The organism is Agrobacterium tumefaciens (genome assembly GCF_005221325.1).
Classification (GTDB): Bacteria; Pseudomonadota; Alphaproteobacteria; order Rhizobiales; family Rhizobiaceae; genus Agrobacterium.
Map to the genome: position 1 here is coordinate 2,791,990 of NZ_CP039888.1, position 21,412 is coordinate 2,813,401.

The 21,412-nt window shown below is 58.7% G+C and carries 24 protein-coding genes; 10 read left to right on the forward strand and 14 right to left on the reverse strand.

All coding sequences use genetic code 11. The features are described from left to right. Positions 1–4 precede the first annotated feature (4 nt). The 5 genes from CFBP5499_RS14130 to fabA form a co-directional block, all read right to left on the reverse strand. Positions 5–598 (reverse strand): TadE/TadG family type IV pilus assembly protein, encoded by a 594-nt coding sequence (locus CFBP5499_RS14130; RefSeq protein ID WP_130932493.1) that lies wholly within the window; start codon positions 596–598, stop codon positions 5–7. Next, positions 595–1,191 (reverse strand): TadE/TadG family type IV pilus assembly protein, encoded by a 597-nt coding sequence (locus tag CFBP5499_RS14135; protein ID WP_080826885.1) that lies wholly within the window; start codon positions 1,189–1,191, stop codon positions 595–597. The genes CFBP5499_RS14130 and CFBP5499_RS14135 overlap by 4 nt, the downstream gene beginning before the upstream one ends. A 184-nt stretch (positions 1,192–1,375) precedes the next feature. Next, positions 1,376–2,182, reverse strand: coding sequence for an enoyl-ACP reductase FabI (gene fabI, locus CFBP5499_RS14140; RefSeq protein ID WP_080826884.1), 807 nt, complete (start codon positions 2,180–2,182; stop codon positions 1,376–1,378). Between the two features lie 6 nt (positions 2,183–2,188). After that, the gene (gene fabB, locus CFBP5499_RS14145; protein WP_080826883.1) at positions 2,189–3,412 is read right to left on the reverse strand and encodes a beta-ketoacyl-ACP synthase I; all 1,224 of its coding nucleotides are present in this window, start codon (positions 3,410–3,412) and stop codon (positions 2,189–2,191) included. Between the two features lie 75 nt (positions 3,413–3,487). Next, complete coding sequence (gene fabA, locus CFBP5499_RS14150) at positions 3,488–4,003, reverse strand: 3-hydroxyacyl-[acyl-carrier-protein] dehydratase FabA (RefSeq protein ID WP_080826882.1); 516 nt, start codon at positions 4,001–4,003, stop codon at positions 3,488–3,490. 317 nt (positions 4,004–4,320) lie between these two features. On the opposite strand from fabA, the gene irrA reads away from it, so the two are divergent. Beyond that, positions 4,321–4,740 carry an iron response transcriptional regulator IrrA gene (gene irrA, locus CFBP5499_RS14160; protein ID WP_080826880.1) on the forward strand — a complete coding sequence of 140 codons (420 nt, stop codon included), beginning with the start codon at positions 4,321–4,323 and terminating at the stop codon, positions 4,738–4,740. A 75-nt stretch (positions 4,741–4,815) separates the two neighbouring features. On the opposite strand, the gene CFBP5499_RS14165 is transcribed toward irrA, so the two are convergent. Next, positions 4,816–5,454 (reverse strand): trimeric intracellular cation channel family protein, encoded by a 639-nt coding sequence (locus CFBP5499_RS14165; RefSeq protein WP_080826879.1) that lies wholly within the window; start codon positions 5,452–5,454, stop codon positions 4,816–4,818. A gap of 77 nt (positions 5,455–5,531) precedes the next feature. Here CFBP5499_RS14165 and CFBP5499_RS14170 point away from each other — a divergent pair, with 77 nt between their 5' ends. After that, the gene (locus CFBP5499_RS14170) at positions 5,532–6,050 is read left to right on the forward strand and encodes a hypothetical protein (RefSeq protein WP_080826878.1); all 519 of its coding nucleotides are present in this window, start codon (positions 5,532–5,534) and stop codon (positions 6,048–6,050) included. A 12-nt stretch (positions 6,051–6,062) separates the two neighbouring features. On the opposite strand, the gene CFBP5499_RS14175 is transcribed toward CFBP5499_RS14170, so the two are convergent. After that, complete coding sequence (locus tag CFBP5499_RS14175; RefSeq protein WP_080826877.1) at positions 6,063–6,773, reverse strand: YoaK family protein; 711 nt, start codon at positions 6,771–6,773, stop codon at positions 6,063–6,065. Positions 6,774–6,978: 205 nt separating this feature from the next. Between CFBP5499_RS14175 and CFBP5499_RS14180 the strand changes: the two genes are divergently transcribed. From CFBP5499_RS14180 to CFBP5499_RS14215, 8 genes are all read left to right on the forward strand, one after another. Further along, complete coding sequence (locus tag CFBP5499_RS14180) at positions 6,979–7,920, forward strand: ABC transporter substrate-binding protein (RefSeq protein WP_175416734.1); 942 nt, start codon at positions 6,979–6,981, stop codon at positions 7,918–7,920. A 140-nt stretch (positions 7,921–8,060) separates the two neighbouring features. Beyond that, entirely contained in the window at positions 8,061–8,834 is a 774-nt protein-coding gene (locus tag CFBP5499_RS14185; RefSeq protein ID WP_006309981.1) for an ABC transporter permease, read from the forward strand. Then, a complete protein-coding gene (locus CFBP5499_RS14190) occupies positions 8,834–9,619 on the forward strand; it encodes an ABC transporter ATP-binding protein (protein ID WP_080826875.1) in 786 nt (261 codons plus the stop codon). The genes CFBP5499_RS14185 and CFBP5499_RS14190 overlap by 1 nt, the downstream gene beginning before the upstream one ends. Before the next feature lie 34 nt (positions 9,620–9,653). After that, positions 9,654–10,391, forward strand: coding sequence for a histidine utilization repressor (gene hutC / locus CFBP5499_RS14195; RefSeq protein ID WP_080826874.1), 738 nt, complete (start codon positions 9,654–9,656; stop codon positions 10,389–10,391). Between the two features lie 192 nt (positions 10,392–10,583). After that, complete coding sequence (gene exbB / locus CFBP5499_RS14200) at positions 10,584–11,738, forward strand: tonB-system energizer ExbB (RefSeq protein ID WP_175416735.1); 1,155 nt, start codon at positions 10,584–10,586, stop codon at positions 11,736–11,738. A 6-nt stretch (positions 11,739–11,744) separates the two neighbouring features. Beyond that, entirely contained in the window at positions 11,745–12,248 is a 504-nt protein-coding gene (gene exbD, locus CFBP5499_RS14205) for a TonB system transport protein ExbD (protein WP_080826873.1), read from the forward strand. After that, positions 12,245–13,168 (forward strand): energy transducer TonB family protein, encoded by a 924-nt coding sequence (locus tag CFBP5499_RS14210; RefSeq protein WP_080826872.1) that lies wholly within the window; start codon positions 12,245–12,247, stop codon positions 13,166–13,168. The genes exbD and CFBP5499_RS14210 overlap by 4 nt, the downstream gene beginning before the upstream one ends. Positions 13,169–13,311: 143 nt before the next feature. Further along, complete coding sequence (locus CFBP5499_RS14215) at positions 13,312–14,301, forward strand: Ldh family oxidoreductase (RefSeq protein ID WP_080826871.1); 990 nt, start codon at positions 13,312–13,314, stop codon at positions 14,299–14,301. A gap of 219 nt (positions 14,302–14,520) precedes the next feature. Here CFBP5499_RS14215 and CFBP5499_RS14220 read toward each other — a convergent pair whose 3' ends face one another. The 7 genes from CFBP5499_RS14220 to phnE (CFBP5499_RS14255) form a co-directional block, all read right to left on the reverse strand. Then, positions 14,521–14,766, reverse strand: coding sequence for a LuxR C-terminal-related transcriptional regulator (locus CFBP5499_RS14220; protein ID WP_080826870.1), 246 nt, complete (start codon positions 14,764–14,766; stop codon positions 14,521–14,523). 462 nt (positions 14,767–15,228) lie between these two features. After that, positions 15,229–16,269 (reverse strand): AraC family transcriptional regulator, encoded by a 1,041-nt coding sequence (locus tag CFBP5499_RS14230; RefSeq protein ID WP_080826869.1) that lies wholly within the window; start codon positions 16,267–16,269, stop codon positions 15,229–15,231. 87 nt (positions 16,270–16,356) lie between these two features. Beyond that, on the reverse strand, positions 16,357–16,956 hold the full coding sequence (gene phnN, locus CFBP5499_RS14235) for a phosphonate metabolism protein/1,5-bisphosphokinase (PRPP-forming) PhnN (protein ID WP_175416736.1): 600 nt from the start codon (positions 16,954–16,956) through the stop codon (positions 16,357–16,359). After that, positions 16,953–18,089 (reverse strand): alpha-D-ribose 1-methylphosphonate 5-triphosphate diphosphatase, encoded by a 1,137-nt coding sequence (locus tag CFBP5499_RS14240; protein ID WP_080826868.1) that lies wholly within the window; start codon positions 18,087–18,089, stop codon positions 16,953–16,955. Before CFBP5499_RS14240 ends, phnN begins: the two co-directional genes overlap by 4 nt. Then, positions 18,086–18,784 (reverse strand): DUF1045 domain-containing protein, encoded by a 699-nt coding sequence (locus CFBP5499_RS14245; protein ID WP_175416737.1) that lies wholly within the window; start codon positions 18,782–18,784, stop codon positions 18,086–18,088. Before CFBP5499_RS14245 ends, CFBP5499_RS14240 begins: the two co-directional genes overlap by 4 nt. 275 nt (positions 18,785–19,059) lie before the next feature. After that, entirely contained in the window at positions 19,060–20,409 is a 1,350-nt protein-coding gene (phnE, locus tag CFBP5499_RS14250) for a phosphonate ABC transporter, permease protein PhnE (RefSeq protein WP_080826867.1), read from the reverse strand. Continuing rightward, on the reverse strand, positions 20,409–21,395 hold the full coding sequence (phnE, locus tag CFBP5499_RS14255) for a phosphonate ABC transporter, permease protein PhnE (RefSeq protein ID WP_080826866.1): 987 nt from the start codon (positions 21,393–21,395) through the stop codon (positions 20,409–20,411). The genes phnE (CFBP5499_RS14250) and phnE (CFBP5499_RS14255) overlap by 1 nt, the downstream gene beginning before the upstream one ends. Positions 21,396–21,412 lie beyond the last annotated feature (17 nt).

The window sequence follows — 21,412 nt, forward strand, 5'->3', positions numbered from 1 at the left end:
TGCCTCAGCAATTGGTGCAGGCGGTCTCGGCGTCGCGCTGCTTGAAGAAATAATCCCTGCTAATCGTGATCGACTTTGTGCCGGATGAGGCGACATCGGGCATGAACATCAGCAATTCATGCGGGATGGAAAGTTCGACATGGATGAGGAAGCTGTTTTCCACCAGCAGGCGGGTCGGAACGGTGACCACTGATCCCACCGCATAGGGCCTCAGATTCTTCTCATCCCAGGACCAGGTGATTTTTGCCTGCTTTTGCGCGTCGATCTTGATGCCACTGATCTTCAGTTTCAGACCCTTGGTACTGTAGGGCGCGAAAACTGCGGCTGCGACATCCTGCATGCCAGTGAGGTAGGTTTTGTCGACGGAGCCTGTTTTCGATATCAGGTCGTTGATGGTGGCGGCCGCACTGCTTGCCCGCTTGTAGGTATTGAAGCCGATCGTCAACTCGAAAGAAGTCAGATAAAGCGCGAGCAATATCGGGAAGATGATGGCGAATTCCACCGCACCCACACCGCGACGATCTCCGGCAAAGCGTGAAACGAGCGCGATCAGACGCCGTTTGCCGCTTGCCGCGACCAAGACAAGCCCTTCCATCATGAGCCCCCGCCTGTGATGTATTTCTCGTTCATGAACGCACTTGTCGCGACGATAAGGAAATGGGAGGGCATCGATCCGTCGGCCGGGCGTATTTTGGTGAGATAGGGGCGGATGATATCGGCGACCACACGCCAGCGATAATAGACGCGCAACATGTTGATGGTTTCCGGTCCGCCCGGCTTGAAGCCGAATTGAGCCGTATCGAGATCGTAATATTCGCCATAGGCTTTCAGGGGTATCGTGGTCGGAATATCCTTGAAGGCGGTAAAGGAGCGAAGGTCGACATAAAGTTTCTGTTCTTTCTGAATCTCATCTGCCGCGCAGGTGATCATCACTGAAACTTCATTGCAGAAACTTCTGCGAAAATCCTCTTTCGAAATCGAACTGCTGATCTGCCCGGTGCGCAGACGCCGCGACATGGTCTCGGTGGCATTAACGACAACCTGTTCCGCCATGAGGGCGATGAAGGTCTCGATGATCGCAAAAACGACGAGGAAATAAGGAATGGCCAGGATCGCGAATTCGATGGCCGCTGTCCCGTCGCGCGAGAACCCGAATTTTTCCAGCAATGGCTTCAGTCTGGCCAGTCGCATGAGGTGGTGTCGATCTCTAAGAATATGCGGCAAGCGCAACCGTTGAATTTGTTGCGGACCATAACCACCCCATGTTTAAAATCAGTTACTTCGACAAACTATACTTTAGTGATTTCCAAAATTGATACGACACATAAAAAAGCCCGGCACAGGGCCGGGCTTTTGTCGAATATCAGAAGGCGGCTTACTCCGCGTCTGCCTTGGACAGAACCTCAAGCGTGGGTGTCGAGGTGATATTGTAACCGCAATCCACGTAATGACATTCGCCGGTCACGCCACGCGACAGGCTGGACAGGAGGTAAAGCGCGGATCCGCCGATGTCGTCGATGTCAGCCGTCCGCCGCAACGGTGCGTTTTTCTGGTTCCACGCGTAGATTGCGCGTGCATCCGAAATGCCGGCACCTGCCAGCGTGCGGACCGGACCGGCCGAGATGGCATTGACGCGGATATCGCGCGGGCCGTAATCGGCAGCGAGGTAACGCACCGACGCCTCGAGAGCCGCCTTGGCGACGCCCATGACGTTGTAGTTCGGGATGACGCGCTGCGACCCATTATAGGTCAGCGTCAGCATCGAGCCGCCATTGGTCATCAGTTCAGCGGCGCGCTTGGCGATTTCCGTGAAGGAGAAACAGGAAATGACCATGGTGCGGCTGAAATTCTCGCGCGTCGTATCGGCGTAGAGACCTTTCAGCTCGTTCTTGTCGGAAAAGCCGATGGCGTGCACGACGAAATCCAGCGAGCCCCATTTTTCGCGGATCGTGGCAAACAGCGCATCCACCGAAGCGATATCCTCGACATCGCAAGGCACGATGAAGTCGGAGCCCAGTTCCGCGGCGAGCGGTTTCACGCGCTTGCCAAGCGCTTCACCCTGAAAGGTGAAGGCCAGTTCCGCGCCCTGCGCCGCAAGTGCCTTGGAAATACCCCAGGCGATCGAGTGATTGTTTGCGACGCCCATAATGAGGCCGCGCTTACCTTGCATGATGCCGTTCATGGGCAATTATCCGTTATGACGCTGGAAGACCAGCGTGGCGTTGGTGCCGCCGAAGCCGAAGGAATTGGAAAGGATGGTGTCGATCTTGGCATTGTCGATGCGGCTGCGAACGATCGGAACGCCCGCAAATTCCGGATCGAGTTCGGAAATATGCGCGCTTTCGCCGATGAAGCGCTCCTGCATCATCAACAGGCCGTAGATCGATTCCTGCACGCCTGCCGCACCCAGCGAATGGCCGGTGAGCGACTTGGTCGACTGGATATGCGGGATCTTGTCGCCGAAGACTTCGCGGATCGCACCGATTTCCTTGCTGTCGCCAACCGGTGTGGAGGTGCCGTGGGTATTGATGTAGTCGATGTCACCCTTGACGGTGGAAAGCGCCTGCCGCATGCAGCGGATCGCGCCTTCGCCTGAAGGAGCCACCATGTCGTAACCGTCGGAGGTCGCGCCATAACCGACGATTTCAGCATAGATCTTGGCGCCGCGCGCCTTTGCATGTTCCAGCTCTTCGAGAACCAGAACACCCGCACCGCCGGCGATCACGAAACCGTCGCGATTAACGTCATAGGCCCGCGAAGCGAGAGACGGCGTTTCGTTGTATTTGGACGACATCGCGCCCATGGCGTCGAAGAGGTTGGACATCGACCAGTCGAGATCCTCGTGGCCGCCCGCGAACATAACATCCTGCTTGCCCCACTGGATCATCTCGGCGGCGTTGCCGATGCAATGCGCCGAGGTCGAGCAGGCCGACGAGATCGAATAGTTGACGCCGTGGATTTTGAACCAGGTCGCGAGCGTGGCCGAGGCGGTAGAGGACATGGCCTTTGGCACGGCGAAGGGGCCGATGCGCTTCGGGCTGTTGTTCTTCAGCGTGATATCGGCGGCCTCGACGATGGTGCGGGTGGAAGGGCCGCCCGAACCCATGATGATACCGGTGCGCTCATTGCCGCTGATATCGCTCTCTTCGAGACCGGAATCGGCGATCGCCTGCTTCATGGCCACATGGTTCCATGCGCCGCCCTGCGACAGGAAGCGCATGGCGCGGCGGTCGACCAGATCGGTCGGGTCGAGCGAGGGCTTGCCCCAGACCTGGCACTTGAAACCGTGCTCGGCAAAATCCGGCGAAAATGAAATGCCGGATTTGGCATTGCGCAGCGACGCGGTGACCTCAGCGGCATCACCGCCGATGGAGGAAACAATACCGAGGCCGGTGACAACAACTCGTCTCATGAAAGGGACCTTTTCTTAAGATTTCGGCCGGACGACCGAAGCCGCCCGGCGTTTGTCTGAACTATTCCGTCTGCCTCAGGCAGCCTTTTCCTTGGACAGGCCGACCCGCAGGTCCGACGCCTGATAAATGGTTTCGCCATCCGCCTTCAGCCAGCCATCGGCAGTTCCGAGAACCAGCCGGCCACGCATCACGCGCTTGAAATCAATACCATACTGAAGGAGCTTGGTGTGAGGACGCACCATGCCCTTGAACTTCACTTCGCCGGTCGAAAGCGCCATGCCGCGGCCTTCTTCACCCAGCCAGCCGAGGAAGAAACCGGTCAGCTGCCACATGCCGTCAAGGCCGAGGCAGCCCGGCATGATCGGGTTGCCCTGGAAGTGGCAGGGGAAATACCAGTCGTCAGGGCTGACGTCATATTCAGCGCGGATGAAACCCTTGTCGAAGGCGCCGCCCGTTTCGGAAATTTCGGTGATCCGGTGAACCATGAGCATGGGGGGCAATGGGAGCTGGGCATTTCCCTGGCCGAACAATTCGCCGCGACCGCAGGACAGGATCTCCTCGTAATTGTAACTTGACTGCCTCGTTGCCATACCGCTTTCACTTCCCCAATCACTGGTGTTGAACGACTTCACTAGAGCAAGTTAGGTTCAAAATGAAGCGCTGCAAGGGCAGAGGCCGTTCCGGCCCCATTCTTTGTCTTCAGAACCTTCTTTGCAGAAGTCATTACCTCAATATGCCGTCCGCATACAGGAACCATCCGGCTGGAACCAGAGGAAATTTGCAAGAATGGCCGGTTTACAGCCATTTGCGACACTCGGCGGCGCTGAAACTATTGAAAGCATTCGCCGCAAAAGATATATGCTATTGCAATCGACGGGTTTCATACCTCTGTTTGGAATGGGATTGCATGGCATTTGACGCCACATTGGATATCGGAACGAGGCTGCGGCGTTCAGGGCTGCGGCCCACGCGTCAGCGTGTGGCTTTGGGCGATCTTCTTTTCGCAAAGGGCGATCGCCACCTGACGGTCGAAGAACTGCATGACGAGGCGGTCACCGCCGGCGTGCCCGTTTCTCTCGCCACGGTCTACAACACGCTGCATCAGTTCACTGAAGCCGGCCTGATCCGCGTTCTCGCCGTGGAGGGTGCCCGCACCTATTTCGATACGAACGTTTCTGATCACCATCACTTCTTCGTGGAAGGTGAGAACGAGGTTCTCGATATTCCCATCAACAATCTCCAGATCGACAATCTGCCGGAAGCGCCCGAGGGCATGGAAATCTCCCATGTGGACGTGGTCATCCGCCTTCGCCGCAAGCGCGGTTGAAGTTTCTGTCTGATCGTGGATGTGAAAATGGCGCCGATGGGCGCCATTTCTGTTTTCAGCGGTCACTTCTATATGTCACTTCATGACGTCTTCCGGCCGCCTGCCGGGCTTGGCTTTGTAGGGCGGAAAAGTCCAGCCGAAGATCAGCGCGCCTGATCGCACGCAGAAGGCCGTCAGGAAACCCGCAGCTGATGCGGCATAAAGCGGCGCACCGAGGAAATAGACGATAATGAAGGTGGAAGAGCCCAGAAGCGCGCAGGTGATGTAGATTTCCGGGCGCAGGAGAACGGAAGGCTCCCCGGCCATAATATCGCGCAAAACACCGCCGAACGTCGCCGTCAGAACGCCGGTGACGATAGCGACGGTTGCCGAGCCACTTGCAGCGAGACCTTTGGCCGCTCCCATGACGCAATAGGCGGAGAGGCCGAGCGCATCGAGCCAGATCAACACCCGATAACGGGATTCGAAAAGATGCGCGGTAAAGAACAGCAGAACCGCGACCGAGACGCAGACGAGAATATAGGTGGGGTTTAGCACCCAGAAGACCGGCGTCCTGCCCAGCACGAGATCGCGCACCGTGCCGCCGCCAATGCCGGTTGCAGCCGCGAAGAACAGGAAGCCTATCAGGTCGAGCTGCTTGCGCGAGGCGGCCAGAGCGCCGGTTGCGGCAAAGACGGCGACACCGGCATAATCGAGGAAACCCAGAAGCGTCATGAAAAGATTCCCCCCGGAAACACAGGCTGAGACACGTCAGTGTCGCGCAAGCACTAAACTCTAGGCTGGCCGCCCGGATGATCGCAACATCCATAACCGAAACGGATGCAAAGGAAAATGCCGTGCGAATCGCTCTCGTTGCCGCTCTTCAGGCGCTGGTCCTCTTGATGTTTCCGGTGGCGCTCTCGGCGCAGCAGCAGCTGGTGAGCGACCCGGAGATTTACGAGAAGGATCATTTCCGCAATGAGTGCAAGGTGGCGGCCTTCGGCGATGACTTCGTCACGCGGCTGGATATCAACAATGACGGCCTGATGGATGCCGTCGTCAATCACGGCGTTCTGGATTGCGACGATGAAAAGGGCCGCAGCTGCGACGACGAAGGATGCCCCTATAATTTCTACGTCCAGGTGAAAGAGGGCGGTTATCTGATGATCGCGACGGCCCGGATCTACAGCTATGATTTCATCAAGCGGTTTGGGAACATGGTTTTTGTGCTGAAGATGCATCCGCGTTATTGCGAGCGCACCGACAAGGAGCCCTGCCTGATGACGGTCAGGGTCCGAGGCACGAAATTCGTTACGATTTCGCGAAAGTGACGGCGGCAATGATCAGGGTGCGATCCGCCGGATTTTGACCCGCTGATTATAGCGCTGGCGCAATGAGCGCGGAATGATGAGCGTGGCGATGGCGACGGCGAAAACCGCGCCTGCAACCACCCACAGGGCATCGGACTGGAGCGTTGCGCCGAGAACGGCACCGCAGATCGCACCGCTCAGCATGCCGAGCCACGGAACGATCTGGATACCCCAGTCAAAGCTCCGGTCACCGAGAAGAAAGCGGCCGATGCCGCGGCCGAAGCGGGAAAGAGCGCCTGTCACATAGGTAAGCCCGATCGGCAGCCCTTCTATATGCTCCACGGCGGCATTGACCATGCCCATGGCGAAAACCACGAGGTAAAACTGCGCGAGAGCGAAGGCATCGCCGCGCAGCAATGCGGCAACCGCCACCAATGACCCCACGCCTAAGAGAACGGCAAAGATCCGCCGCTCGAACTTATGCGCCACCACGATGCCGCCGGCATTGCCCGCCACGAAAGCAACGATGGCGAAAAGCAGTTTCGCGGCGTGGGAATAGAGACCCGCTTGCGCCGAGACGGCGGCGCGGGTGGTGTTGCCGGTCATGAACGATACGAAGTCGCCTGAAATATGCAGGCCCACCGCATCCGTCATGCCCGCTATGAAGGAGATGGCGGCCACCAGCGCAATTCCGGTTCCGGTGCGCCTTGCCCTGATGATATTGCGACGTCTTTGTCTGGTCATGGGAAGCTCGATATCGAAAAACAGCGGACCGACAGGTAGGCCGTGTTATCCTATGTCTAGAATGCCGGAGGGCCGGTTTGCAATCTTTCCGGAGGTGTTCGAGCGCTTCTGTTTTGTCTAGACAAATATAAAATCCCTGCCTACCATGCCTCAAATAAGGCGAAAAACAACATCGCACAAAAATAAATCAAAAGGGGTCCGGATCATGAAAAGAACGTGGGTTCTCGCCACTATTGCAGCACTTGCCTCATCCGCTTCCGCCTATGCCGAAACGTCGGTGACGATCGGCATGTCCGGCTGGACGGGTTTTGCACCGCTGACGCTTGCCAAACAGGCCGGCATTTTCGAAAAGAACGGCCTGAAGGTCGATATCAAGAAGATACCGCAGGCCAGCCGTCATCTCGCTCTCGCTTCGGGTGACATCCAATGCGCCGCCACCACGGTGGAAACATGGATCGCCTGGAACGCCAACGGTGTGAAATCCACCCAGATTTTCCAGATGGATAAGTCGCACGGTGCCGATGGCATCGCGGTGCGCGGCGATGTCTCGAAAATAGCGGACCTCAAGGGCAAGACCGTCGCCGCGTCCGCGCCGGGCACCTCGCCTTATTTCTTCCTTGCCTGGATCCTCAAGGAAAATGGCCTGACGCTGAAGGACGTGAAGATCGTCAACCTTGAACCGGGACCGGCCGCGCAGGCTTTCGTCGCCGGCCAGAATGATGCGGCCATGACCTATGAGCCCTATCTCTCCACCGTGCGCGCCGCTCCTGACAAGGGCAAGATTCTTGCCACGACGCTGGATTATCCCGCGGTCATGGATACCTTCGGCTGCACGCCGGACTTCCTGAAGGCCAATCCGCAGGCGGCCAAGGCGCTGGCGGACAGCTATTTCCAGGCGCTGGAACTCATCAAGGCCGACCCGGAAAAGTCCTATGCGACGATGGGAGCGGATGTGAAACAGGCGGGCGAGGCTTTTGCCGCTTCGGCAAAATTTCTCGAATGGCAGGACAAGGCCGCCAACCAGAAATTCTTCGAAGGTGAATTCAAGACATTCTCCGAAAAGTCGGCGGATCTGCTTCTTGAAATCGGCGTGATAAAGTCGAAACCCGATCTTTCGACGCTCGCGGATACGTCTTTCATCAAGTGAGAGAAAAAGGCGGCCGCAGCCCTTCGGGGAATGGCGCAGCCAGTGGCAAGGGTGCGAGCGTTTATTGTGCGTCATTGAAGGCGCACGCGCTCTGATGGCGCGGCGAAAGTGCCGCGCCGGTTTTCCGGACAGGCGATAGAATGCAACCTCTTCAACCCATCAAGAACAGCACGAGGATCATCCTCGGCATCCTGTTCTTCGTGCTGTTTTTCTCCGCCTGGGGCTTTGCGACGCTCGGCGGTTTCGTGTCGCCGACCTTTCTGGCCGACCCGATTACCATGCTGAAGGACGGCATCTACCTGCTGACCGATCAGGGCTTTGCCGGCGATATCGGCATGACCATCTGGCGCGTGGTGGGCGGTTTTGTGCTGGCATCGCTGATTGCCGTGCCTGTTGGTATCGCCATGGGAGCATACAAGCCGATCGAGGCGCTGCTTGAACCCTTCGTTTCCTTTGCCCGCTATCTTCCGGCCTCCGCTTTCGTGCCGCTTCTCATTCTGTGGGCCGGCATCGGCGAAATGCAAAAGCTGCTGGTGATCTTCATCGGTGCGGTCTTCCAGATCATCCTGATGGTGGCCGTGGCGGTTGCCGGCACGCGGCGCGATCTGGTGGAGGCCGCCTATACGCTGGGTGCAAAAGACCGGGGCGTGGTGCGCCGTGTTCTCATCCCTGCCAATGCGCCCGACATCGCTGAAATCCTGCGTCTCGTTCTCGGCTGGGCCTGGACCTATGTCATCGTTGCGGAACTGATCGGTGCCTCCTCGGGCATCGGCTATATGATCATCAACAGCCAGGCGCTGATGGCGACCGGCCAGATTATCTTCGGCATCATCGTCATCGGTGTCATCGGCCTTATCTCGGATTTCGCGTTCAAATCGCTGAACCGGAAGCTTTTCGCCTGGAGGCTTGCCTGATGAGCGAACTCCTTATCAAGGGCGTCAGCCGCACTTTTCCGGGCGTACAGGGCGGGCAGCCGACGCTTGCCCTGCAGCCGACCAATCTGGAAATCCCACGCAATGACTTCGTCACCATCCTCGGTCCGTCAGGATGTGGAAAATCAACCTTGCTGCGCATCATCGCCGGCCTCGACCGTCCGACGACGGGCGAAGTCCTGTTGTCCGGCCGCGCGGTGACCGGTCCGGGCGCGGATCGCGGCATGGTGTTCCAGTCCTACACGCTGTTTCCCTGGCTGACGATCCGTGAAAACGTCGCCTTCGGCCTGCGCGAGCGCGGCGTTGCCGAAAAGGAAAAATGGGAGATCGTCGACAGCTATATCGACAAGGTCGGCCTGCGCGGTTTCGAAAACCATTGGCCGAAACAGCTGTCCGGCGGCATGCAGCAGAGAACGGCAATTGCCCGTGCCTTGGCGAATGGGCCGAAAATCCTGCTGCTCGATGAGCCTTTCGGCGCCCTCGACAATCAGACGCGCGGCCTGATGCAGGAATTGCTGCTCGGCATCTGGGAGCGTGAGCAGAAGACGGTCATTTTCGTCACCCATGATATCGAGGAGGCGGTCTTCATGGCCTCGCGTGTCGTGACCATGTCCGCAAGGCCGGGCCGCATCAAGTCGATCACGCCGGTCGACCTGCCGCATCCGCGTCACTACACCGTCAAGGCGAGCCCGGAATTTTCGCAACTACGGGCGAAACTCACGGAGGAAATACGCAGCGAGGCGATTGCCGCCGCTGCCCATGGATAGTTGATCCGGCAAAGGGGAGGAGAGAAGTATCGGGATGAGGAGCACAGGTGCCGATCTTCAGGAAAAATCGCTGCACGAGCGCATCCGCAACGATGTCGAGCGCCACATCATGTCGGGCGAATGGCCGCCGGGCTATCGTATTCCCTTCGAGCACGAAATGACCCGGCAATATGCCTGTTCGCGCATGACGGTGAACAAGGCGCTCGGCGAACTGGTGCAGCGTGGCCTGATTGAAAGACGCCGGCGTCTCGGCACCTTCGTTCGCCAGCCTCATGCGCAATCCGCCGTGCTGGAAATCCACGATATCGAGCGGGAGGTGCAGGCGCTCGGTCTCGTTTACGGCTACCGGCTTGATAAACGACGGCTGCGCCCTGCGGGCAAGGAAGATGGCAAGGCCATGGCGCTTGCCGCCGATGCCCTGGTTCTGGAACTCACCTGCACGCATTTTGCCGGTGGCGTTCCCTTCTGCCTTGAGGAACGCATTATCAATGTCACCGCCGTTCCCGAGGCGGAAGGCACTGATTTTTCGCAGGTCGGGCCGGGAGCCTGGCTGCTGAAAATGGTACCGTGGAGCGCGGCCGAACATCGCATCAGCGCTGTCTCCGCAGACCGCAAAAACGCCGCGGCGCTGGGTATAGCCTCCGGTGCGGCCTGTCTGGTCATCGATCGCCGCACCTGGCATGGGGCGGATTACATCACCAGTGTCCGGGTTACCTATCCCGGAGACCGGCATGCCCTGGTTGCGCAGTTTTCACCTTCTCAAAACAGCTGAAACTGCTTGCGCGGTCAATTTTTTGTAAAGAAGAGTTTACGGGTAGCCTTTTGACAATATAATAGTTGTCAAAAGAACTCAGGTTTATTATCGGAACGTCAAGCTTACACGACGACGTCCGTTCATGGCCCCGGTTTTCAGGACCGGTCAATCTGCGGATGAGTTCATCGACGGAAATCCGGGATAAAAATTATGTCAGCCGAGACCTCAACTTCATCCGCATCTTTCAACAGTGCAAATGCAACACGGCGCCTCTCCCTTGCCATGACTGTCGCCTTGCTGACGGGCCTGAGTGCCGGTGCGGTTTTTGCTCAGTCGGCCCCTGAAACACAGATTCAATCCGCGCCACAGACGCAAACGGTTCAGCCCTCACAGGCGCCGGCAGCTCCCGCAACGCAGAGCGCACCAACCGTCGAGCCTGCCGCAACCGCACAGCCATCATCGCCGCAACCAGCGCCCGCTCAATCTGCAAGCGATCCCGCGCCGGCGCCCCAGGGTACTGCGCCGCAGCCGGCGCAGACCGAGCAACCCGCACAGACGAACCAGACGGCAGCGCCGGGCGAAACCTCCACCCCGCTAGAGCCCGTCAGCGCCGAGCCGGCCAGTGCCGAACGTCGCGCGGACATCCCGCACAACCTGTCCCCGTGGGGCATGTTCATGGCGGCGGACTGGGTCGTGAAGGGCGTCATGATCGGTCTTGCCTTCGCCTCGCTCGTCACCTGGACGGTCTGGGTGGCGAAATCGATCGAGCTCGCAGGTGCGCGCGTGCGTGCCGGCTCGACGCTCAAGGTCATTCGCCGGGCAAAAACACTTGCCGAGGCCACCGATGCCGTCGAGAAGAAAGGCGGACCCGCGGCGCTGATGCTGCGCATGGCAAGCCACGAAATGCAGCTTTCCGATGCGGTGGTCGGACACACGGATGGCGGCGGTATCAAGGAGCGTGTCTCTTCGGCGCTGTCGCGTATCGAAACCCATGCGGGTCGCCGTATGTCTCGCGGAACGGGTGTTCTGGCGACCATCGGTTCCACCGCGCCCTTCGTTGGCCTCTTCGGCACGGTCTGGGGCATCATGAATTCCTTCATCAGCATTTCGGAATCGCAGACCACCAATCTCGCCGTTGTCGCCCCCGGTATTGCGGAAGCGCTTCTCGCCACCGCCATCGGCCTTGTCGCGGCCATTCCGGCCGTGGTGATCTACAACGTCTTCGCCCGCTCGATTACCGGATACCGTCATCTGTTGGCGGATGCCGCAGCCGGTGTGGAGCGCCTCGTCAGCCGCGACCTCGATTTTCGCCGCATTCCGCCGGGCAGCGCCAGCAAGCCTGCCGTGTCGCTGGTTGGACGGTGACCGGTCATGGCTGGCGGTATTCGCGACAATAGCGGAGACGATCTCTCCGAAAACCACGAAATCAATGTCACGCCCTTCATCGACGTGATGCTGGTTCTGCTCATCATCTTCATGGTGGCCGCGCCGCTGGCGACCGTCGATGTGAATGTCGATCTGCCCGCATCCACCGCCAAGCCGGCGGAGCGACCGGAAGAGCCGCTTTATCTGACGGTCAAGGACGATCTCTCGCTCAACCTCGGCAATGATGCGGTTGCCCGCGAGGCACTGGCGGCAGCGATCGACCTCCAGACGGGCGGCAAGAAGGATACGCGCATCTTCCTGCGTGCCGACAAGGCCGTTGATTACGGTCACTTCATGGAAATCATGAACCTCCTGCGTGATGCCGGCTATCTGAAGATCGCCCTTGTCGGGCTGGAAAACGCGGCTGCGGCGTCTCAGCCTGTTGGTTCCAATACGGCCCAACCCTCTGGCCAGCCTGCCGCGCCGGCAGGGCAGGGAACTGCGCCATGACTGAAAACGGCTACCCGCAGGCCCGCCATTCCCGTATTGGGGAAGTGGTGCTGTGGTCTGCCGCGGCGCTGCTCATGCTGAGCGTTCATGCCGGTTTTGCCTATTATCTGATGCAGGAGCCCGAGGAGCAGGATGCTGGCGGGCAGCCGCCTGCCGCGATCATGATTGAAATGGCCGCGATACCGGAAGCCGTCAAAACCGAGGAAACGACGCAGGCGCAGGATGTCGAAGACACCCAGGAGGTGAAGAGCGACAGCAGCGAACCGGTGGAGGAAGCTGCTCCGGAAGAGCCGCCCCCGCCGGAACCGGTTGCGGAAACGCCGCCGCCTGAGCCCGTGCAGCCGCCCGAACCGCCGGTCGAGGAGATCGTCGAACCGCAGGAAATTCCCGAGCCGGTAGAGCCGATCGACCCCGTTCAGGAACAGATGATGGCGGAACTCGAAAACGTCGAGGTGCCCTTGCCCGTCATGCGGCCGCCACCACCACCTGCCGAAAAGAAGGTGGAAAAGACAGAGCCGGAAGAGAAAAAGAAGGTCGAGCGACAAAGGCCCAAGCCGCAGCAGGCATCGGAGTTGCGCGAAACGGCAAAGGCGGAGGCCCAGCAGTCCGACCGGACGGCGGCATCGCGCAGCAATGCCGGCTTCTTCTCGTCGCCGTCCATGTCAAAGGCTGATTGGGACGCAAAAGTACGCTCGGCAATGCAACGGCGACTGGCCCGTGCGGCTGGAAAATCCGGAATGGCCATTACGGTGTCATTCAAGATAGATAGCGGCGGATCCGTAGGCGGTGCGAGGATCCTTTCGTCCACTGGTGACGCGGCGATGGACCAGAAGCTTCTGGCCGTCATACAAAAAGCGTCAGTCTCACCGCCGCCAGCGGGCGCAAATACCAGTTTTACCCTACCGGTTCTTTTCAAGTAGGGCTGGAACAGCATGCGGCCATCCCGACTCTGAAGAGGACGGGATGGCCAGTTCATTTTCCATGTTGATTTGCAGCGACCCTATACCGCAGAGTGGGGCCAAGACGTCCCATCGCATGCAAGCCAACAGGAATAGCGAAAATCATGAAACTCTCGATCGCAGAGGCGGAGGATCTCGTATCCTCTATCTTTGAGCGCAATGGCGTTCTGCCGCAAAATGCCCACTCGGTGGCAAAAGCGCTGGTCGCTTCTGAGGCCGCCGGCCAGGGCGGCCACGGTTTTCGCCGTATCCCCGTTTATGTCCGCCAGGCGCGGGTTGGAAAAGTCGATGGCAAGGCGCGTCCCGTGGTGAAGCGCGTGAAGCCGGGTGTTCTCTCGATCGATGCCAATCATGGCTATGCGTATCCGGCAATCGACTGCGCTCTTGAGGAATTGCCAGAAATGGCCCGACAGCAGGGCATCGCGCTTGCAGCGATCCATCGCTCCCATCATGCAGGTGTCATGGCGCTGACGGTCGAACGTTTCGCGGAAATGGGCCTTGTCGCGCTTATGTTTGCCAATGCGCCGGCGTCCATGGCCCCCTGGGGTGGCAGCACACCGCTTTATGGCACCAACCCCATCGCCTTTGCGACGCCCATCGGCGGTGCCGATCCGCTGGTCATTGATCTGGCCCTTTCCAAGGTCGCGCGCGGGAAGATCATGGCGGCACGCCAGAAGGGTGAAACCATTCCCGGCGACTGGGCGCTCGACAGAAACGGTCGGCCGACGACCGATCCCGAAGAGGCCATTGAGGGAACCATGGTGCCCGCAGGCGAGGCCAAGGGTGCTGCGCTTGCATTGATGGTGGAGATCATGGCTGCTGCGATTACCGGCGGAAACTTCGCATTCGAGGCGTCTTCCCTTCTGGATGACAAGGGCGCACCACCCTCTCTCGGCCACACGATCATCGCCATAGACCCGGTATCGTCAGGCGGTGCGGCCTTTACCCAGCGGCTGGCCCTCATCGCAGGTGAGATCGAAAAGCAGGAAAATGTGCGCCTGCCCGGTCGTCGCAGCCAGGGCATCCGCAAACAGGCGCTGGAAAGCGGCATCGTGATCGAAAGCGATATTTTCGCCGAAATTCAATCGCTCTGAAGCGACAAGAAAAACCCGGCGGATCGAATATGATCCGCCGGGCAAACCCGATATGGCTGCTTTGCATTGGCGTCGACAGGGCCGGACATCATGTCCAACCCGCTTTTGGTCCGCCATCCCGCCATTGACATGGAAGGATTTGACGCCGAAAGCCGCTCATTCGGTTTTCAGCTTACGGAAGGGGACGTTTCGCATAAGCCTTGGAAAAGTAGAGGGTGATCATGCATCCTGTTCGATCAGGCCGCGCAGCAGGGCGATGCTGACGGCGTTCAGCAAATTGGCCGCCCCCAACCTGTTTCGCACCCGTTCCAGAGTATCCTTCACGTCCGCTTCGTCCGCGCCGGTTATCAGGGCGACGTGGGAAGGATGTTTACCCCGTGCGACAAGTCCCAGATAATGCCGCTCGCGATCCGAAAGGACGATGTCGCGCGTCTGACGATGTTCATGCGGCGTTTTTGAAGACATTTTCTTTCAGCCTCAAAAGAGATTGGCCTGCCCCCGGGTGTGCGACCAGCTAGTGGTCTCGCCCCGAAACCGGCTCGTTAACCGCTCTGTCTACACGCGAACAGAAACGCCAATTTCGCCAATAGGTTTCATCTCGCATCAGGAATTATGCAGTAAAAAGCCGCTTTCGCAGCCAGCCGATCCGGGCGGGGACGTTATTCCGGGGCATTGAGAGAACCGCCGCGCAATTGTCGGGACCACAATCGGGTCTGGCGTAGCATGCAGTTTCAAAGCTCTGGAATGTTTTTCGTCATATCCCGGGATACGCGGCGCTCTCATAAGCGATGTACTGCGCCGATAAAATAACATCGCGCGCCAAGTTTTGCATTTCTATTGTTATGTTTCGGCACATCTTTCAAAAAACACCGACATATTTTTCAAGTTTTGTGCGTATTTTCGAAATATTGATGCTGATGACATCTGTCAGCCGGCGGAATGATGCGCGTGTTTCCTGCGAATATCCGTGGGTGTTGCCCCGAACCAGCGCGAAACGGAACGCGAAAAGGCACCGGGTGTCGAATAACCGAGCCTGTAACTGATGTCGGATACCGGAAGATCGCTTTCGACAAGGAGTTTGAAACCGGCGTTTTTGCGAATGGCGTCCTTTATCTCGTTGAGATTGGTGCCAAGCTCGGCGAGCCGCCTTTGGAAACTCCGTTCCGACAAGTTGAAATAGGGGGCGATCTCACCGAGTGAAAGTTCCGCGTCCGAGAGCCGCATCTGCATATAGCGTTTCACCTGATCGATGAAATGGGTCGGGTCCGCCGATGTTTCCGGTCGTAACATGCGGCATTGCAAATTCATCAATTCGAACAGACGTTCATCCGCATTTGGATTGGCCACATCCAGAAGCGATGCCGGAAGTCGCATCGTGTGGATGGCTTGGGAAAAACTGACCCGTTTGCTCAATCTCTCTTTAAAGAGCTGAATATTATTGGGTTTCTGCCGCTCCAGACCGATCTCGATCTGGTTCACGCGCTCTCCGAGAATATCGCGCAGGCGCTGCATCAGAACTGCAAGTGACATATCCACATATTGATCGCGTTTGACGATCACGGGCGCGAAGGACCATGAGAGGGTCGCATGCGCGGCATCCGTCACCATGGTGAAATTGCTGTTATTGGTGGCGTAATAAACATGGTCCTGAAGGAAACGCAGGAACGATCGAACCGTCGGAGCGCTGATCAGCCCATAACCGAACGCGCCGGATGCACCGGCTGGAAAGGTGGCGGCGCATTGCAGGCCGAAGGCGTCATCGCCGGAAATCAACGCGCAGGTTTCGAGCAGACGGGAAAATCTGTCGAGGCTGATGCGGTCCGTCAGGCTGCTGAACGTGGCGGGATCAATATCCAGGGCCTTGCAGATGGGAACGATATCGATGCCCCGTGATCGGGCATAATTACTGACGCCGGCGGCCAGACCGGCGACTACAGATATCTCGTCACTGACCCTTTTTTCGGGCATCCCTCGCCTTGGCGTACCATGTTTGGAAATTGTCGCCTGATGGTAAGCCCTGAAAGCGTGTTTGTCGAGCAGCCCGGCTGCGGCATTTTAAGGGTGGTTGGAACCGGCGCTTTGCTGCAGCACCTGCATGATGGTCTTGCCGGCATCTTCGATTGCACCGCTATTATCGACCGTCGTGACATCGAAGTCGCCGGCAACGGCCAGCGAGCTTCGTTCCAGCCGCCGCAGGATATCGTCCCGGCTCTCCCGTCCGCGCTGCTCCAGCCGCCTCGCCAGTACATCCGGCCTTGCAACGATGTTCACGACCTTCAGACGGGAAAAGGCGATGCCGAAATGGGGAAGCGCCGAGCGTGAACCATTGGCGATGACAACATCTCCCGCTTCGAGATGGCGATAGACGGCGGCCGGAATGCCGTATTTCAGACCGTGCGCCTGCCAGGAGACCGCAAAGGCGCCCGCATCTTCCAGCTGGTTGAACTCGTGCATCGAAACGGCATCGTGGTTTTCACCGCCCGCGTCGCAGCTGCGGGTAATGACGCGGCGTGTGAAATGGAAACCCGGGCGGCCGGAAAGCTGTGCCGCCGCATAATCCATCAGCGTGTCCTTGCCCGCCCCGCTCGGGCCGACAATCACGATCATCGTGCCGGGCGACAATGTGCGCCGGTTATCGTCTCCATCGGTGGTCATGCCACGCGCTTGCCCTGACGCCAGACCGAACGGGCGACCGGCACGCCATCTTCGCGGTGGACCCGCACCAGATCGGCCCGCAACCCGGTCGCGATACGGCCACGGTCAACAAGGCCGACCGTGCGGGCCGGCGTGGCGGTGACCATGCGCAGCGCTTCCGGCAGACTGATGGCTTCCACCTGATCGGCGAGCAGGAACGGCGCGAAAAGCAGGCTGAACGGCACGTAGTCGGAGGAAAGAACATCCAGCACGCCGATCTCGGCCAAGTCCCGAGCGGCGATATTGCCGGAATGGGATTTGCCGCGGACGATGTTCGGCGCACCCATCAGCACGCTCATGCCGGCGCTGTGTGAGGCTTTTGCAGCCTCGACACTGGTGGGGAATTCCGCCAGTTTCACGCCGTGGCCGATAGCCTCGCCGACATGCGCTTCGGTGGCGTCGTCATGGCTTGCAACGGTGATGCCACGCTCGGCACAGCGGGCTGCCAGATAATCACGATGCTTGGCGGAATATTCAGCGGATGCGGCCTGCCGGCGCCGCACGAATTCGGCAAAGGCCTCGTCGCTCAACCCGCGCTTCTTCTGATAGTAGAAAATATACTGGTCCATGGACTGGAACTGGCGCTGACCCGGGGAGTGGTCCATCAGCGAAATCAGCCGCACGCGCGGATCGGTTTCGAAGTCTTCGAAATGCTCAAGCACATCGGCAGAAGCCACTTCGCAGCGCAGATGCAGCAGGTGGTCCGCACGCAGACGGTTTTGATCCGCCGCCGCTTCGATGGCATCAGCCATTTCGCGCATTTCACCCTTTTTGAAACCGCCATCCTCATCCGAGCCGAGCCGCAGGCAGTCGAACACGGTGGTGATGCCGGAAGCGGCTACCTGTGCGTCATGCGCCTGAATGGCGGCGATCTTGTCCCAGATCACACCAGGGCGCGGCGAATAATGCTGTTCCAGATGGTCGGTATGGAGTTCCACCAGACCGGGGATCAGAAAGTCGCCTTCGAGGTCTTCTCCGGTTTTGGAAGCGCCTTCGCTGATATCGGCAATCTTGCCGTCACGGATCAGAACGGATCCGAGAATAATATCGTCTTCCAGAACGATACGGGCATTGGAAAGGGCGTGCTCGGTCATGGGTTCGCATCTTTCTTTGGTGGCTGGGCAAGGGGGTGCCAGCTATGAACGGTAAAGGGCGCGCCGCGCGTTTCTTCAATGAACAAGGCGAGGCCGGATATGGTGAGAGGCCGGTCTGTGAATTCAGCAAACCGGGTCGAGAGAACCTCTTGCATGGCGGGCTGCTCATCTTCATCGATACGGCCGGTCAGCGTCATGTGAAAACGGAAATCATCCATGACATGCGGATAACCCCAGAGAGAGAGATTTTGCCGCTGGCTTTCCGTCAGCATTTGCGGCCGCCGCCGGGCAATATCGGTCTCGGACAGGGGCGCGCGGAACCGATCGAAGTGATCGACGACCTCTGCGGCGAAATCCTGCAGCGGCTGGTAAATGCGATCCGGAACCAGCGCAAAAAACGGCCCAAGCGCCCCGACGACGACGCGTGGAACCTCGAAGGCGGACTGATTGGCCGTGAAATCTTCGACGGCCGCGAGCAGCTCTGCCTCACCGTATTTTTCGGCAAGCTCGAAGGGAGCTTTCAGGGTCGCGTGGAAACCGTAACGGCGCGGTTCCTCCGTCAAATCGGCATAATCGTCGTGGTCGTCATGCAACGTGCCGGAAAACGCATTGCGGCCGAGCCAGCGCGACGCTGTTTCAGTCAGCGGATGATCTTTAGCCGGAGAAAAATAGATGGCGTAGCGCACGGCAAGCACTCTTCAGTGTCATGGAAAACCAGGGATGAGAAGCTATTTGGCGTGACTCGCCTGCTTCCCGCAAGGTCAGGAGTGCGAGGTAATCGCTTTCCGTGACAGAATGATGATGCAGATGGAAAAAAGCGCATTCGAAAGGAGGCAAATCTTCCGAACGTGCTGAAGGCGTAGAGGGAAATGGTGAAGAGATATGGCCGGCGTAAATCAAGACTGCGTGAGCGTGCGCAGCGTGGGATAACAAACGTCATCGCGACTTTCGTTATCCCGCCCGTTAGGGCCTAGTGCTGTGTTTTACCGATCAGGCGCGAACGCAGCGAATTGGAAATATGGTCGAACAGGAAAACGACGAAGAGGATGAGCAGAACCATATAGGCGACCTTGTCCCAGTCGGCATTGGTACCCATCGCTTCCAGTAGTTTCAGGCCGATGCCGCCGGCACCCACCGCACCGATGATCGTGGCGGAGCGGGTGTTGCTTTCCCAGAAATAGAGAGATTGGGAGATAAAGACCGGCAGGACCTGCGGCAACACGCCGAAACGACTGACCGCAATCGGCGATGCGCCGACCGATTTGACGCCCTCGCGCTGCTTGTCATCGACATTCTCCAGCGCTTCGGCATAGACCTTGCCGAGCGCGCCGGTATCGGTGAAGAAGATCGCGGCAATGCCGGGGATCGGTCCGGGGCCGAAACTGCGGGTGAAGAACAACGCCCAGATCAGCATATCGATGGACCGCAGGAAATCGAACAGGCGCTTCATGCCCCAGTTTGCCGCCCTGTTGGCGGTGATGTTGCGCGCGGCGATGAAGGCGAGCGGCAGGGCGACAAGTGTGCCGAACAGCGTGCCGACAAATGCCATCACCAGCGTCTGCATCAGCTTGGACAGGATATCGGCATGTTGCCAGACGCTGTTGTCGAGAAAATCATCGACCATATGGCCAATATTGGAGCGTGCGGGATCGAGCCGCTCTCCCCAGAGCGCCAGCGCTGCGAGTTCACCATAACCCTTGCCCCAGAATTCCGATTTGGTGTCGAACAGGAAATTCGCCCATCCAAGGAAACGGCGCTGCACATAGACCTGGCTGGTGCGGATTTCCGCCTGGCCGGCAAAACCGTAATGCACGAGAACCTTCTTGCCGTCCTGCTGGATTTCGTCGGGCAGACCCTGTGGAGCGACAACGGCATCGTCGTTGATGATGACGGGGTAATTTTTGCCGTCGACATAAACATCCACCCGGGTCGGTGTTATGTCGAGGCGGTTTTGCGTACCTGCATAAACGACGCTATAGCCGCCATCCGGCAGGGGCTGCAACCAGTCGATCTTTGCATCGGCCGGATATTGTCCGCGGCTAGACCATTGGGCCAAGACCTTGCCATCTTCGAAACGCAGGCGCGGCTGGGCACGCCAGGAATACCAGTCCTGAATATAGCTGGAGGCGCGATCCCACCGGCCCTGCATGAAAGCCGGGCCGACATTGAAGAAGAAAAAGCAGCCGATGAGATAGGCGGTGACGGCGAGAAGGCCGACGAGCAGACCATATCGCTGCATGAAACTGCGGTTGAACACATGGCGATGTGCAGCCGTCAGCCTCTCGCGCTCGGCGGTGTTGAGAATGAAGCTGGACGACATCAGGCCGCTCCCCGTCCGAATTCGAAGGATTGTTGGCCGATCAGCCTGCAGCGCAGCCAGCTGGAGAACTGGTCGACGGCGATGATGGTGATCAGCAGAAGGATGATGATGGCATAGGTCTTCGAGGCATGGTCATTGCCGATCGACAGGCGGAAGACCTCGCCAATGCCGCCGCCGCCCACAGCGCCGATGATGGTGGAGGCGCGCACGTTGATTTCGGCGCGCAGCAGCGCATAGGAGACGAAATTGGGCAGAACCTGCGGCACGATGGCGAAACGCACCCGCTCCAGCCAGTTGGCACCGGCGGCGCGTAGGCCTTCATCCGGTTTCATGTCGGCATTTTCCACGACTTCGAAGAACAGCTTGCCCAGCGCACCGATCGTATGGACCGAAATCGCGATGATCGCGGCGATCGGTCCGATCGAGAGAATGGCGGTCAGCAACCCGGCGACGACGATTTCCGGAAAGGCACGCAGCACTTCCATAATCCGGCGCACCACCCAGCGCACGAGACCGGCGCCAACGAGATTGGTGGAGGCGAAGAAGCAAAGCACGAAGGCGAAGCTCGTGCCGATGATTGTCGAGACCAGCGCGATATTGAGCGTGATGATCAGCTGGTAGATGAAGTGCGGGATGTAGAAGCCGTCGGTGATGTAAACGCGATCCGCGACATAATTATATTTCAGCGAACCATCCGCATAAGGCGACGGCAGGTCGAACATCGCCCGGAAGATTTCCAGCGGACTATCAGGCACGAAGGTCTTCATGAAATCGAAGAAATAGGGCAGGCGCTCGAAGAATTTGCCCGAATTGGCCGAATTGGCGAAATTCAGGGAGGCGGCAAGGATGACGAGAAAGATCACGAGCGAAATGACGGTATAGATCCGTCGTGTCGCAAGCTGCTGTTGATAGTGGCGCATGACCGTCCGGGACGATACGCTCACCCCCTCGGGTGAGAGGGTACCATTGTGCAGTGTGGTCGCCATGCCGCTTTTCCTTTATT

Bases quoted from the DNA above. Each gene is read 5' to 3' on its own strand.
- CFBP5499_RS14240 (WP_080826868.1), bottom strand. From the start codon at position 18,089: ATGACCGAGCACGCCCTTTCCAATGCCCGTATCGTTCTGGAAGACGAT.
- CFBP5499_RS14170 (WP_080826878.1), top strand. From the start codon at position 5,532: ATGATCGCAACATCCATAACCGAAACGGATGCAAAGGAAAATGCCGTG.
- exbD (WP_080826873.1), top strand. From the start codon at position 11,745: ATGGCTGGCGGTATTCGCGACAATAGCGGAGACGATCTCTCCGAAAAC.
- CFBP5499_RS14130 (WP_130932493.1), bottom strand. From the start codon at position 598: ATGATGGAAGGGCTTGTCTTGGTCGCGGCAAGCGGCAAACGGCGTCTG.
- fabA (WP_080826882.1), bottom strand. From the start codon at position 4,003: ATGGCAACGAGGCAGTCAAGTTACAATTACGAGGAGATCCTGTCCTGC.
- CFBP5499_RS14135 (WP_080826885.1), bottom strand. From the start codon at position 1,191: ATGCGACTGGCCAGACTGAAGCCATTGCTGGAAAAATTCGGGTTCTCG.
- hutC (WP_080826874.1), top strand. From the start codon at position 9,654: ATGAGGAGCACAGGTGCCGATCTTCAGGAAAAATCGCTGCACGAGCGC.
- CFBP5499_RS14220 (WP_080826870.1), bottom strand. From the start codon at position 14,766: ATGTCTTCAAAAACGCCGCATGAACATCGTCAGACGCGCGACATCGTC.
- CFBP5499_RS14180 (WP_175416734.1), top strand. From the start codon at position 6,979: ATGAAAAGAACGTGGGTTCTCGCCACTATTGCAGCACTTGCCTCATCC.
- CFBP5499_RS14215 (WP_080826871.1), top strand. From the start codon at position 13,312: ATGAAACTCTCGATCGCAGAGGCGGAGGATCTCGTATCCTCTATCTTT.
- CFBP5499_RS14175 (WP_080826877.1), bottom strand. From the start codon at position 6,773: ATGACCAGACAAAGACGTCGCAATATCATCAGGGCAAGGCGCACCGGA.
- phnE (WP_080826867.1), bottom strand. From the start codon at position 20,409: ATGTCGTCCAGCTTCATTCTCAACACCGCCGAGCGCGAGAGGCTGACG.
- fabI (WP_080826884.1), bottom strand. From the start codon at position 2,182: ATGAACGGCATCATGCAAGGTAAGCGCGGCCTCATTATGGGCGTCGCA.
- phnE (WP_080826866.1), bottom strand. From the start codon at position 21,395: ATGGCGACCACACTGCACAATGGTACCCTCTCACCCGAGGGGGTGAGC.
- CFBP5499_RS14230 (WP_080826869.1), bottom strand. From the start codon at position 16,269: ATGCCCGAAAAAAGGGTCAGTGACGAGATATCTGTAGTCGCCGGTCTG.
- fabB (WP_080826883.1), bottom strand. From the start codon at position 3,412: ATGAGACGAGTTGTTGTCACCGGCCTCGGTATTGTTTCCTCCATCGGC.
- phnN (WP_175416736.1), bottom strand. From the start codon at position 16,956: ATGACCACCGATGGAGACGATAACCGGCGCACATTGTCGCCCGGCACG.
- CFBP5499_RS14185 (WP_006309981.1), top strand. From the start codon at position 8,061: ATGCAACCTCTTCAACCCATCAAGAACAGCACGAGGATCATCCTCGGC.
- irrA (WP_080826880.1), top strand. From the start codon at position 4,321: ATGGCATTTGACGCCACATTGGATATCGGAACGAGGCTGCGGCGTTCA.
- exbB (WP_175416735.1), top strand. From the start codon at position 10,584: ATGTCAGCCGAGACCTCAACTTCATCCGCATCTTTCAACAGTGCAAAT.
- CFBP5499_RS14190 (WP_080826875.1), top strand. From the start codon at position 8,834: ATGAGCGAACTCCTTATCAAGGGCGTCAGCCGCACTTTTCCGGGCGTA.
- CFBP5499_RS14165 (WP_080826879.1), bottom strand. From the start codon at position 5,454: ATGACGCTTCTGGGTTTCCTCGATTATGCCGGTGTCGCCGTCTTTGCC.
- CFBP5499_RS14210 (WP_080826872.1), top strand. From the start codon at position 12,245: ATGACTGAAAACGGCTACCCGCAGGCCCGCCATTCCCGTATTGGGGAA.